We start from the raw sequence: 11,699 nt of genomic DNA, 5'->3' as shown, positions 1-11,699 counted from the left end.
ATAAAGGGATTTGTTATTATCCTCTTTAGTAAAAAGTAAAATTTCCCAAAATCCGGCATTTAAGCAATTATTAGCCAAAGCTATCTCTACAATATTTTGCTTTTCAAAACCATCTCCTCCAACAATTTCTATATTTTTTGAATTAGCAGGAAAACTAATCTGTTGCCTGTTCCACTCCCTATCTGTAAAAGCGATTATTTCTAAACCTTGATCTTTTTTAACCCATTCGGGTGCTTTAGGAACTAATAGCTCTAAATCAACATTTTTTATAACTATTTTTGCCGTATTTTTATCTGTTGCTTCTAGTACGAAATCGAAATGTGTATCATCTTTCTTAATAAGTGTTAATTTTCGATTAGAATATCTTTTAAAATTTTTTCCTAATGGTGCGGGATTGGCTGGATAATCGACATTAGATAATTCTTGTAGTTTTACACTCATCTGATTATCAACTTTATATCTAGATTTAAACCAGAAACCACCTAGTCCCAGCAAACCAAGGCAGATAATAAGGGTACTAAATAAAATCTGTTTCTTTGTAACTCTGAAATTAGGTTTGCCAAATTGGGAAATACCTGCAATTTTTTCTTTCGCAGAGATGTTTTTCATTAGACAAATTTATTTTGATGAGAATGCTGATTAACAGCATAGCATTCTGTAAAACGGATGTCTTCTTTTTATTTTCAATGAAAGTGTTAATAAGCGGTTATTTGCTAAGAGGTTTAATACTAATTCTTGTAGATGCTGAACGCGCTACATTTCTGTTAGAAAATTGCTCCACTTGAAGAGACCAAAATAGGAGCAGTTTTCCGTTACACTTAGCTTAAGTTTTAGTCAAGGTCTGAGCCTCGACTTGATTCATTTTTCCTTTCTTGCGAATACTTGCAGCAAACTGCTAAAAATGTCTAGGCATAGCCTGAAACCTTTATTGATTAAAAAATTGGACTTTTTCAATTTCACCAGAATTAGTCTCAATAGAAAAAGTTTCGCGTCTCAAACTAAAACTTTTACCCAACAAAGTCGTTTACTTTTCTTAATTAGATAAAGTCGGACTAAGCTGTTGAAGAAACTCAATATTCAAATCTAGCTTTTCTCCTAACCATAAAGAATGAACTGCGTGGTCTGCCACAGCATCCCCTGTCTCAGGATGAACGAGAATATCCAATCCCTCACGATTGAGCATTAACCAAGGAACGACTTTCTCAAACTGATTCGGTAAGAAAGCAACTTGATACATCGCTTTTGGATGGGGTCCGATAGGCTTGTCAAACCAGCGTCCGAGTCGCACGTCAAACCTAGCGTCTAATCCTTCGCGTACACGCGCAGCGACATCCCGACTCGCAGGATCGAAGTAAACATGAGCATGAAAACCAGCGATCTCGATAGTATCTTCTTTCATAGATCCACTTTTCGCTCTCAACTCTAATTTTGGGTAGCGGGCTTTTTATTTCTTACTAAAAAAGCAATGTCTATGACGGGCTACGCCTACACTCAATTTTAACCCAATACAGTGTAGTTAGCGAGCGGTTGTGGAGATTGAATTTACAGAGATGATCAATTGAGATAACTAGCTTTTGTGGGGTAGGCAGCATACTGAGCATTATCGTTAGCGCAGTCTCTCGCAGAGAAGTAGCGATCGCGCCGAAGTCTTGCCCACCCTAATTATGCAAGTTAAATGTGGAATAGCTTAGTAGTTAGTTAACGCTGAAAGTGCTTGTAGTTTCTTTGACAACTTCATCTATTTTAGGAGTAACTGAAAGATGCACAACATGGACTGAACAAGGAGCATGGTGAAGAACGTAGTTACTCACACTACCGAGAAATAGTTCCATCAGCCGAGAATGACCCCGACGCCCCATAACAATTAGGTCAGCGCCACAACTATGGGCTAAATCACAAATAACGCGACCAGGATTACCAACATTTTGTGTAAATTCCGTAGTCACACCTGCTGCGTTTGCTTGGGCACAGAAAGATTGCAACATCTGGATTCCTAGATTTTTAAAGGTATCCCACTGTTTTTGGTATAACTCAAAGCTTTGACTGCTCAATCCTGGATAGTAGTCCATATTAGACAGCATAGGTACATAAGGACTACCCTCTTCTTCGGAAGATAGGACATGAAGTAACATTAAGCTAGCTTGTGTTAACTTTGCTAAATCTAATGCTTCCTCAAAAACCTGTTGCCCTATTTCTGAGCGATCTAATGCAACTAGAATCTTTTTAAACATCATAATAGACCTCCGATTTTATTGGTAATTGGTCTTTACGGTTTCGGGTTTCCAGATGCTGGATTGTCAAAAATGACTAATCCCTCAACTTATGTTTACGATTTTTGAATTTTAAATCTCTTAAAGATTTTCGCCTTATATTTATATTTATAGCAAAACAATTTGAGGAACTTGTGAGGAAAGCCAGCATTTATCTTTGAGCATGAGGGAGGATCTCGTTTTGGAATAAATACTTTGGGCCCTGAGCCTAAATCCCTTTCTCAAAGTCCCTATGCATTAGTCACATCTTTCTTAAGATTGCTGGAAATAAGTCAGAAACAGGATTGTAGAAGAAGGCGATATGTGGATATTTGACAAAAGCAGAAGAATGTAAATGACGAAAATTTTCTAGGCGATCGCTAACTACAAACTGGAAAATTTGAGTGGATAACTATTAATGCTTTTGTTCTTGTTTTAAGTAAGTTATATTTTTGTTTAGAAAGATTGGGTTAATGGATAGCCTAAAAAGAGAGAAGTCAATATATTGCATACCAACGCAAAGGCTAAAGCATTAAACAATCCGGTTGACAATTGTCCACACTTCTCCATCAGAGCGGACATAGGGAACGGAGATTGTCTTGAAGCCAGTAATGAAGGGCTTGTAATAAATCTGCCAATACATTGGACTCAGTTGATTGGCACAAGCCTTAAGAAAACGTACTTCTGCGGCCAGTTCACTTGCAAGTTGATTGATGCGTTCAGCATGAACCTGAGCCACTTCTTTCGCTTCCTCTAGCTGCTGCTGTTGGATAAGTTGTTTGGATTCACCTTGCGATCGCACTAACTTACCTTGTTTTTGTTTTATCTTGCCTTCTAAAGCGGCGATCGCTGCATCTATGCCTTGGAGTTCAACTGATAATTGGGCATTTTCTCTAGCTTGACGGCGGTAAGCTTCCACCATCGCCTGGGGTGAATCATTCTCGCCAGAGATGACATTATTTTTTATCGTGAGTGCAGCGCGTTCTTCTAAAAGAATCTGAATTTGAGAGTTAAGCGCCGCTATTTCAGCCTGAGTTTGCTCCATAAATCGAGTTTTAAGTGCTGAGTAAAATATTAAAAGCTTTTTGCGCCTTGGGTATCTAGAGAAAGCGATCGCACCTCGGCTGTAATTCCTTCTTCTTGCCAAGCAGCTAACATCGCCGCCTCCACAGCCTTTGAGTGTAACTTATCCGCCAAAGCTAACAGTGTCGGCCCCGCACCACTAATCACCATACCATAAGCACCAGCACTAACAGCTGCGATGTTGAGAGCATCATAACCAGGAATCAAAGCTTTACGATAGGGCTGATGCAATCTATCTTGCAAACCTGTCTTTAACCATTGTCCGTTACCAGTTTCCAAGCCGCGCAACAATAAGCCCAAATGGGCGGTATTGAAAATCGCATCAGCACGACTTACTTCTGTTGGCAGAACGCCTCGCGCCTTTGAAGTGGAAAGTTCAAAATCAGGAATAGCCACAACTGGCACAACATCTTTATGCCAGGGAACATCACAAATTTCCCAACCTGCACCACTGGTAGCAGCGAGACGACATCCTCCCAACAAAGCTGGAACTACATTATCAGGATGTCCTTCCATTGCGATCGCTAACTCCATCACCTGTGATTGACTCATAGGCGTACCTTCAAGTTGATTAGCCGCAACCAACCCACCAACAATTGCTGTCGCCGAACTACCTAAACCCCGCGCCAACGGGACACCTAACTTAATCTCTATTTTCACAGTCGGCGGTGTTTGCTCTATATGTTGATAGAACTTGACAAACGCTTGGTAAAGGAGATTGCTCTCATCAGGTTGGACTCGTTCAGCTTCTGTACCAGTGACATGAATACTTAGCCCACCCTCTTCTAGGCGAGTGAACTTGAACTCGTTGTACAGCTTTAAAGCTGCACCGATGCAATCAAAACCTGGCCCCAAATTCGCAGTTGTGGCGGGAACGGTAACAGTGATGGTAGAAACAACAGACATTGGCAAAACTCACTAATCATCAACTAGCATCCCATGTAAAGGGTTGATTTGCTAATGAATTATATTAATTGTCTGTAAGTATTCCAAAACCCGGAATTCATTTATCTGTGATATATTCTGCGGGAATTGTGGTTTAATAATAAGCAATCAAGCTGACATGATATGAGCTATAGATCAAGCAATAATTCAAATTAGTTTTTTCTTCAATCTAGCTTGCGACTTACTCTGAATCTGCATCCAGTTTTTCCAATAGTCTTTTTCCATGAATCACCGCTGCAATAGTTAAAGTATCACCCTGAATTCGATAGATGACTCGATAGCTGTATACAAACTTTTCCCTAATATTATCATCGTCAAACTCTGGTACTATTCGACCTGAGAAAGGAAAGTTACTCAAGTGACGAGTTACATCGATTATTCTTTGAACCACTGCCGCAGCATAAGCAGTCGAGTCACGAGATATATATGTGGCGATCGCTTCTACATCCTCTAGTGCTTTAGAAGACCAAACTACTTGATAAGCCATTTGCTCAAACGTTTTTCAACTTCCTCTTGTGTAATTACTCCTTCTATATCGGCTGCTTCTAATCCACGACTAACTTTCTCAATTACGTATAGATGGTATTGGATATCTTCGATTGAGCAATCGTCTGGCAATTGATTTAGCAGAGATTGAACTTTTTCTTTTGTGGTATTCATAGCTTGATTTTTAGTTTATTAATAAAGCAACTGAACGCTATGGTTGGGTGTAGAGTCCGCCATCATTAATATAACTCTAATATGACATTGATAGCCTACCCATAGTGAGCAGCTATCAATGCTCTATTATTCCTCAGAAAGATACCTAGAAGTTCTCGAAGTTAGCGATCGCTCTTTCCACAGAAGAAAAGCTTACTTCAAAGTTCCTAAAACGGGCGCTACCTCAACCTCTGAAACTTGCGGAACCAAGAGTCCCTTTGCATAAATCTGAGGATTGCTTTGCGAGATTATGGCATAAGACTGGCGAAGATTAGCATTGACTGCAACGGTCTTCACATCGTACATCTGCATCGCCATCTTAGGATAGAAACCAATGCCAATAATCATCAGCAGAAAACAGGCAGCGATAAACACCTCACGCGGTCTAGCATCGTCGTAGACTGCATCTTCTGGCACGAAGCAGTCTGTACCAAAACAAACTGTTCCGTCATCTTCTTGATTTTCCAAACCTGCATTATTAATGTCGCATAGCAGTGCTGCATCTTTACCATAAAACACTTCTCGCAGCATGGAAAGTAGATAAATCGGTGTGAGGATAACTCCAACTGCGGCGAGAAAAACCGTTACGGTGCAAAAAGTCGAACTGTAAACGTCACTGCTGGTCATCCCAACAAATACCGAAAGTTCGCCAGCAAAGCCGCTCATACCGGGAAGTGCTAGGGATGCCATTGCTCCGATTGTAAACAGGGCAAAGACTTTGGGCATGGCTTGACCAATACCGCCCATATCTTTCATTACCATTGTGTGGGTGCGATCGTAAGTAACACCTGCTAAGAAGAACAGCACTGATGCAATTAAACCATGCGAAATCATCTGCAACATCGCGCCGTTGATTCCCAAATCAGTGAATGAGGCAATCCCCAGCAGTACAAACCCCATGTGAGAAATCGACGAATAAGCTAAACGCCGCTTCATATTGGTCTGAGCAAAAGAGTTCAATGCACCATAGATAATGTTGACAACACCCAGAATGGCTAGAACTGGCGCAAAATAAATGTGTGCATCGGGAAGTAGTTCCAGATTCAGGCGAATCAGCCCATATCCGCCCATCTTCAGCAACACACCAGCCAGAATCATCGATACAGGAGAAGATGCTTCGCCGTGAGCATCAGGCAACCAAGTATGCATGGGGAAAACAGCAAGCTTGACACCAAATGCAATCAACAATCCTGCATAAAGTAGCAGTTGTAGACCAAGTGGAAATTCTTTACTAGCGAGGGCGGTTATATCAAATGTCATATTACCGCCGCCGTATAACCCCATTGCCAGGGCTGCCACCAAAATAAATATAGAAGCAGCTGCGGTATACAACAAAAATTTCGTAGCCGCATAACGCCGTCTTTGCCCACCCCAAATGCAGACTAGTAGGTAGACGGGGATTAGCTCTACTTCCCACATAATGAAAAATAGCAGCAAGTCTTTGGCAACGAACACCCCCACTTGTGCAGAATACAGCACCAGCATCAAAAAATAGAAGAGGCGAGGGCGGTGATCAACTTGCCAAGCCGAAAACATCGAGAGTGTAGTGACAAATCCTGCTAGCAGCACAAGTGGTACTGATAGTCCATCGACTGATACCGCCCAGTTCAGACCCAACTGAGGCATCCAGGCATAACTTTCTACAAGTTGAAAACTAGCACTGCTGGCATCGTAATGCTTCCAAAAGGCGTAGCACATCAAGGCGAAATCTGCGATACCTATACCCAATGCATACCATCGAACGCGCTTACCATCTTTATCTGGTAGCACAGGGATAAGCAGAGAAGCAATGAGTGGCAGCAAGACAATTGCGGTAAGCCAGGGAAATTGATCCGCTATCATGTATATGAGAAAAAATACTTATTTGGGATGATGTCATTGTACTAAACTTTGTAACAATTTCTTCATAAGTATTTATCCTAGTTAACCATAAATATTTGTCCCAGTTAACCGCTTTGGCTTAAAGACAATTGACTTGAAAATGGCGACTGGGGACTGGGGAAGAAAGATTTTTAGTTGTTCACGGTACTAATCCCGCCCGCAAAGCACGGACGGCAGCCTGTGTCCGGTCAGCAACACAGAGTTTATTGAGAATACCTCGAACATGAGTTTTAACAGTACCGACTGTTAAGTAGAGCCTTTTCGCAATTTCTGCATTGTCACACCCAGCAACAATCAGCTCTAAAACATCCATCTCTCTATGAGTTAAAGGATAGCTGACTATACTTTTCTCAACATCTGGGTCAATACCTTCAATCAAAACTCTTTTTCCAGATGCGCCTCTGCTGCCATCGGGGAAATCTTGACGTATTTGTTGTAGTACAAGGTCTGCGATCGCTGGATCAATCCATGAGCTACCTGCATAGGTCGTTTGCACAGCCTCTACTAGTTTCTCAGTTTCTATATCCTTCATGCAATAAGAATCTGCACCTGCTGCAAATGCTGCTAAAACTGCTTGTTCGCTATTTTGCATCGTTAAAATTAGCAGCTTTGTTGTGTAGTCCTCATTCTCTGCCTGATGTTGCCTAAATGTGCGTGTTAGCTCAATGCCATCCATGTCAGGCAAACCAATGTCAATAGTAGCAACATCCGGCTTAAGAGTTTTCAGAAGCTTGATGCCATCGGTTGCATTGGCTGCTTCACCAACAATATTGAACTCTGGCTGGGTTTGTAAGGCAGACCTTAAGCCGATTCTTGTCAGGTTGTGATCTTCAATCACAAGGATCTTGATTTCACTCATAGTTACTTAACTTTACTGTTATTTATCTCAAGTACAGATTAAAATAATCTCGTTCTTCTATTCGGGATCTTATACAAAAAGCAATGCGTTTGGTATTATTCCCTGAACTTCATCTACCATTAGACATAGATAACCTTATCTCGTAAGCCTTTCTAAGGCAAGAGTTTCGATATGACAATATAATTTAATCAAAAAATATTTCTATAGATTAACCTAATGCTCGATGTTTTATGCTAGAAAATTTTTCATTAAAAATCTGGTAGCAAGCAGAAGTAGGTAACTATTAAGTAGTTACCCTGCCTTTGAGTTGGATTATGCACATAAAAGGAACTAAAGTAACTCACCATAGCACCCAGGCACTGATATTAATTGGATAATTCAGGCGGCTAATATACTTATAAACAAATATGTCGTTTAAAATAGATAGCACATAACATCAGTCTAATTACGTAGAAAATAGGTATTTAACTCAGGAAACACTAAAAGAAAATGTTAATCGTTAATAATCTCAGCGCTGGTGAAGTAAGCTATTACTAGATTTGCTAGGGATAGCCAAGCACTTCTTTTTTATTTAGCCATGTCTTTACCTAAAACTGTCAAAAAAGATAAAATTCTCGTTGTCGATGATGTTTTTGACAATCTACTGGTGTTAGAAGCAGTCCTAGAAGATGAGGACTATGAAATTAGCTTGGTAGAAGATAGTAAGATTGCTCTGGCTATGGTTGAGGAGTCACCGCCAGACATAATTCTTTTAGATGTGATGATGCCGGAGCTAGATGGCTATGAATTTACTCGGCGCATCCGACAGAATCAGGCGTTGCCATTTATCCCGATTCTGCTGCTCACGGCTCACTATGAGTCTAGCGTTGTTGAAGGACTCGATGCTGGTGCAGATGACTTCATTCGCAAACCATTCGATCCTGATGAACTACATGCAAGGGTGCGATCGCTTTTGCGCCTCAAGCATAGTATCGACGAACGAGATCAGATGGCGAACCTCCGGGCAGATTTCGTTTCGCGTTTTACTCACGATTTACGCATACCACTAGTAGCCTCCAACCGCGTATTAAAATTATTGCTAGAAGGCAGGTTTTGCGATGTTTCGCCACAATTGCAAGAGATAATTGATACCATGATTGGCAGCAATCAAGACCTGCTGGAAATGGTAAATACCTTGCTAGAAGTTTATCGTCATGAAGCGGGCTGTAAAACCTTAAAAATTTCTCCCTGCAATATTCAGGAATTAGTTGGTGAAGTTTCCCAAGAATTAACTCCTTTAGCTGAAGAAAAAGGATTAACTGTAAATATCGATCTAAGTGAAACGGCAAGCACCGTCATGGGCGATCGCTTAGAACTGCGGCGAGTTTTGACAAATATTATCGGCAATGCTATCAAGTTTACAGACAAAGGTTCTGTAGATATTCATTGCTATCATACTGCGGTAGCTGTAAATATTGATATCCAAGATACAGGGCCAGGAATTTCTAAACCAGATCAGGCAATATTATTCGAGCGATTTCGTCAAGGAAAACACCAACGTTCTGGTAGTGGCTTGGGGCTATATCTTTCTCGCTGTATTATCGAAGCACATCAAGGCACAATCGATGTGACATCTGAACCAGGCAAGGGTAGCACATTCACTATCCGTCTACCTTTAGCTGACGAAAACTAAAAGTAGGCAGACAAAAAATTATTATCGATCAATTTCTGGAACAATATCAGGACGTTTTTTATCTTCCCAACCTACAGGACGTTTGGAATTGTACCAGGCAATTGATCCTATAGTTACAGCAGCGATAAAGCCTAATCCTAATAACGCTGTCAGCACAATAGAATAAGTAGAATTACCTTGTGATGTTGGGATGTCTGTTAAAAGATAGGTAAATAGAATATTAATCATGAATTAGCACCTTTGAAAAAAGCAGTAATAGATTGATAAATTTTTTGCGATCGCTATTGTCAAAATCCCTGAAAATTTTAGTTAAAAAACAGACTTAATAAAGGGAGAAGGTTCAGTAAATAATTATTTAACTTAAACCTTCTTCCTAAATAAAATTCCACCTTGTACAGTATGACCAAAATCTAGTTACTTGAGCAACTTGTTACAGCGAGGAAAACTTCTGCCATAGTGTACTATTCTAAAGTCTTTTTAACTTCATCTTTGATATTTTCAGCAGTGTGACGAACTTGAGATTCAGCTTGTTTAGCTTTACCTTCAGCTTTATCTTTAGGATCGCCAGTTACTTCGCCGACTGCCTCTTGTACTTTACCTTCAACGTTTTTAGCAAAAGCTTTTGCTCTATCTTCGATACTCATATTATTTGTTCCTAAAATATGTTACGTAGTCATTAGTTATTGCTTGCTTGAAAAGCGCTGCAATATCTATAGATTAGTTTTAAATAACTTTTAATGCTTCTATCTGACGATGTTCTTATGACAAATATTTGTGTCCATTGTACATAACTATTTAAAGGTTAAATTCATCTTGAGAATTCAACTAATATCCAAAAGAGAGAAAGGTAGCATTATATTGTTCAGTCTTAAGACAAGATAATTTATAACTTCAGGTATATAGTGATACTGACAAACCGCAACTTGGCTTATAACAACTGGATATAGTAAATATGTCAACAGTGTGCGGAGGCTTTCAGCTTGGTGGTAGATAGTGCAATATTAGTGAGGCTGTGTATTCAATTCCGGGTAAATGAGATGAGATGCTTTAAAATACTTTCGTCTTTAATCACTAAATGAGGTTAGTTAAATGTCTGAACTTACGGATGAACTTCAATATATTTTGAATTGGTTAAAATCTACCAATCATGATTTTTTTGATTGTTACAATCCAGGTTTAACTCGCCAGCAGATTGACGAAATTACAAAGGATTTACCATTCCGGTTATCCGAAGAAGTATACGAACTTTATCAATGGCGCAATGGAACCGCCGATCTTGGTTATAACAATGGGTATCTACCACTCTATTTTTTATTTCCTGAGCAATTAAGAGCCGATATCATTTGTTCTTTTTGTTCCTTGCAAGATTCAGTTTATATTTACAAAGGTATAGGGGAAGCAACTAACTACGATGATGCATATTGGAAGCAAGAATGGTTTCCTATTGCTGCGTATGAGACTAAAAGAATGCTTTATGTAGTTGGCGATCTCGATCCATCTCCGGTTTATCTTTGGGATGTTGGTTGTCTTGAGGATTCAGTAAGAATATATAAAAATCTTATCAGTATGATATCTGTAATTGCAGAGTGTTGTGAGTTTGGTTTATATCAACTCATACCAGATGAAGATGGAGAGGAAGATGACATGATAATCCGAATAGATGAAGAAAAGCTAGAACTTGAAAAAGAGATATATCGAAAATATAACTCATAATTTAAAAAAAAATATGAAGTCCTGCAAATGTTGGTTTCGTTCCTCAAACGCCACTTGCTACCTGAAGGGAACGCTAAAAGCGTAGCTTGCTTCCTCGTAGAGGTACAAGTCGGGAAACGCAAGGGCGCAGTGGCTGCCCAACCTTTTAAGGTTTTTGGGGCTAACCCAAGCTTATTGGGTTATATATTAGTCACATCTTTCTTAATAGTCACTTATTAACTTGCAATCCGCTGTATATTGCTTCTATAACTCATAACTACTTAAGCAAGTATTAGAAATAACTGACACTAAAAATAGTTGAAATCTCTGTAAATACTTTAGGAGCAGTAGCTTGCAGAATAAGGATTTTGTCACAAAAATTAGCAGAAATCAACATAATTGTTCAGATTTTAACTGAAGAATAGTTTAGCTAGTGCAAGAAGGCATAGAGAAGTCTCAGCAGCGACTTTGAATTACCTAATAAAAGTTGTGACTAATTTCTGCTAAAAGACAGCAGGAAAAATTATCCACGTTTATTTCTAGCTTATTAATTGTAGGATTTATGAAGATATTTATGCAATCAAATTTTAGTACTCAAGCAACTCCCAACTCCCAATAT

General features: G+C 39.6%; 13 protein-coding genes and 1 pseudogene. 3 read left to right on the top strand and 11 right to left on the bottom strand.

What is annotated here, in order from left to right; genetic code table 11:
* The 9 genes and pseudogenes from IQ229_RS01395 to IQ229_RS01355 form a co-directional block, all read right to left on the bottom strand.
* Window positions 1–609 (bottom strand): annotated as a pseudogene (locus IQ229_RS01395) (hypothetical protein); the annotation flags it as partial.
* A 424-nt stretch (window positions 610–1,033) separates the two neighbouring features.
* Entirely contained in the window at window positions 1,034–1,399 is a 366-nt protein-coding gene (locus IQ229_RS01390; protein WP_194040591.1) for a DOPA 4,5-dioxygenase family protein, read from the bottom strand.
* Window positions 1,400–1,694: 295 nt separating this feature from the next.
* Window positions 1,695–2,231, bottom strand: a complete 537-nt coding sequence (locus IQ229_RS01385; protein ID WP_194040593.1) for a universal stress protein — start codon at window positions 2,229–2,231, stop codon at window positions 1,695–1,697.
* Between the two features lie 550 nt (window positions 2,232–2,781).
* Window positions 2,782–3,294: a hypothetical protein gene (locus IQ229_RS01380; protein WP_194040589.1), complete on the bottom strand. Its 513-nt coding sequence runs from the start codon at window positions 3,292–3,294 to the stop codon at window positions 2,782–2,784.
* Window positions 3,295–3,323: 29 nt separating this feature from the next.
* The gene (gene thrB, locus IQ229_RS01375) at window positions 3,324–4,238 is read right to left on the bottom strand and encodes a homoserine kinase (protein WP_194040587.1); all 915 of its coding nucleotides are present in this window, start codon (window positions 4,236–4,238) and stop codon (window positions 3,324–3,326) included.
* Between the two features lie 220 nt (window positions 4,239–4,458).
* Window positions 4,459–4,764, bottom strand: coding sequence for a type II toxin-antitoxin system RelE/ParE family toxin (locus IQ229_RS01370; RefSeq protein WP_194040585.1), 306 nt, complete (start codon window positions 4,762–4,764; stop codon window positions 4,459–4,461).
* Window positions 4,749–4,937 (bottom strand): hypothetical protein, encoded by a 189-nt coding sequence (locus tag IQ229_RS01365; RefSeq protein ID WP_194040583.1) that lies wholly within the window; start codon window positions 4,935–4,937, stop codon window positions 4,749–4,751. The genes IQ229_RS01370 and IQ229_RS01365 overlap by 16 nt, the downstream gene beginning before the upstream one ends.
* Before the next feature lie 192 nt (window positions 4,938–5,129).
* Window positions 5,130–6,818: an NAD(P)H-quinone oxidoreductase subunit 4 gene (locus IQ229_RS01360; RefSeq protein ID WP_194040581.1), complete on the bottom strand. Its 1,689-nt coding sequence runs from the start codon at window positions 6,816–6,818 to the stop codon at window positions 5,130–5,132.
* A 178-nt stretch (window positions 6,819–6,996) separates the two neighbouring features.
* Window positions 6,997–7,716 carry a response regulator gene (locus IQ229_RS01355; protein WP_194040579.1) on the bottom strand — a complete coding sequence of 240 codons (720 nt, stop codon included), beginning with the start codon at window positions 7,714–7,716 and terminating at the stop codon, window positions 6,997–6,999.
* A 577-nt stretch (window positions 7,717–8,293) separates the two neighbouring features.
* Here IQ229_RS01355 and IQ229_RS01350 point away from each other — a divergent pair.
* A complete protein-coding gene (locus IQ229_RS01350) occupies window positions 8,294–9,388 on the top strand; it encodes a hybrid sensor histidine kinase/response regulator (protein WP_194040577.1) in 1,095 nt (364 codons plus the stop codon).
* 21 nt (window positions 9,389–9,409) lie between these two features.
* Here IQ229_RS01350 and psb35 read toward each other — a convergent pair whose 3' ends face one another.
* The gene (gene psb35, locus IQ229_RS01345; protein WP_194040575.1) at window positions 9,410–9,616 is read right to left on the bottom strand and encodes a photosystem II assembly protein Psb35; all 207 of its coding nucleotides are present in this window, start codon (window positions 9,614–9,616) and stop codon (window positions 9,410–9,412) included.
* 233 nt (window positions 9,617–9,849) lie between these two features.
* Window positions 9,850–10,032 (bottom strand): CsbD family protein, encoded by a 183-nt coding sequence (locus IQ229_RS01340; RefSeq protein WP_094351326.1) that lies wholly within the window; start codon window positions 10,030–10,032, stop codon window positions 9,850–9,852.
* A 445-nt stretch (window positions 10,033–10,477) separates the two neighbouring features.
* Here IQ229_RS01340 and IQ229_RS01335 point away from each other — a divergent pair, with 445 nt between their 5' ends.
* Both IQ229_RS01335 and IQ229_RS01330 read left to right on the top strand, forming a co-directional pair.
* Window positions 10,478–11,101, top strand: coding sequence for an SMI1/KNR4 family protein (locus IQ229_RS01335; RefSeq protein WP_194040573.1), 624 nt, complete (start codon window positions 10,478–10,480; stop codon window positions 11,099–11,101).
* Window positions 11,102–11,128: 27 nt separating this feature from the next.
* Window positions 11,129–11,320, top strand: a complete 192-nt coding sequence (locus IQ229_RS01330) for a hypothetical protein (RefSeq protein ID WP_194040571.1) — start codon at window positions 11,129–11,131, stop codon at window positions 11,318–11,320.
* Window positions 11,321–11,699: the final 379 nt, after the last annotated feature.

This window comes from Nostoc cf. edaphicum LEGE 07299 (genome assembly GCF_015207245.1).
Classification (GTDB): domain Bacteria; phylum Cyanobacteriota; class Cyanobacteriia; order Cyanobacteriales; family Nostocaceae; genus Nostoc; species Nostoc edaphicum_B.
This window is presented reverse-complemented; position numbering and strand designations above follow the sequence as displayed.

Excerpts from the sequence above, each read along its gene's own strand:
- IQ229_RS01390 (WP_194040591.1), bottom strand. The coding sequence starts at position 1,399 with ATGAAAGAAGATACTATCGAGATCGCTGGTTTTCATGCTCATGTTTAC.
- IQ229_RS01385 (WP_194040593.1), bottom strand. The coding sequence starts at position 2,231 with ATGTTTAAAAAGATTCTAGTTGCATTAGATCGCTCAGAAATAGGGCAA.
- IQ229_RS01380 (WP_194040589.1), bottom strand. The coding sequence starts at position 3,294 with ATGGAGCAAACTCAGGCTGAAATAGCGGCGCTTAACTCTCAAATTCAG.
- thrB (WP_194040587.1), bottom strand. The coding sequence starts at position 4,238 with ATGTCTGTTGTTTCTACCATCACTGTTACCGTTCCCGCCACAACTGCG.
- IQ229_RS01370 (WP_194040585.1), bottom strand. The coding sequence starts at position 4,764 with ATGGCTTATCAAGTAGTTTGGTCTTCTAAAGCACTAGAGGATGTAGAA.
- IQ229_RS01365 (WP_194040583.1), bottom strand. The coding sequence starts at position 4,937 with ATGAATACCACAAAAGAAAAAGTTCAATCTCTGCTAAATCAATTGCCA.
- IQ229_RS01360 (WP_194040581.1), bottom strand. The coding sequence starts at position 6,818 with ATGATAGCGGATCAATTTCCCTGGCTTACCGCAATTGTCTTGCTGCCA.
- IQ229_RS01355 (WP_194040579.1), bottom strand. The coding sequence starts at position 7,716 with ATGAGTGAAATCAAGATCCTTGTGATTGAAGATCACAACCTGACAAGA.
- IQ229_RS01350 (WP_194040577.1), top strand. The coding sequence starts at position 8,294 with ATGTCTTTACCTAAAACTGTCAAAAAAGATAAAATTCTCGTTGTCGAT.
- psb35 (WP_194040575.1), bottom strand. The coding sequence starts at position 9,616 with ATGATTAATATTCTATTTACCTATCTTTTAACAGACATCCCAACATCA.
- IQ229_RS01340 (WP_094351326.1), bottom strand. The coding sequence starts at position 10,032 with ATGAGTATCGAAGATAGAGCAAAAGCTTTTGCTAAAAACGTTGAAGGT.
- IQ229_RS01335 (WP_194040573.1), top strand. The coding sequence starts at position 10,478 with ATGTCTGAACTTACGGATGAACTTCAATATATTTTGAATTGGTTAAAA.
- IQ229_RS01330 (WP_194040571.1), top strand. The coding sequence starts at position 11,129 with ATGTTGGTTTCGTTCCTCAAACGCCACTTGCTACCTGAAGGGAACGCT.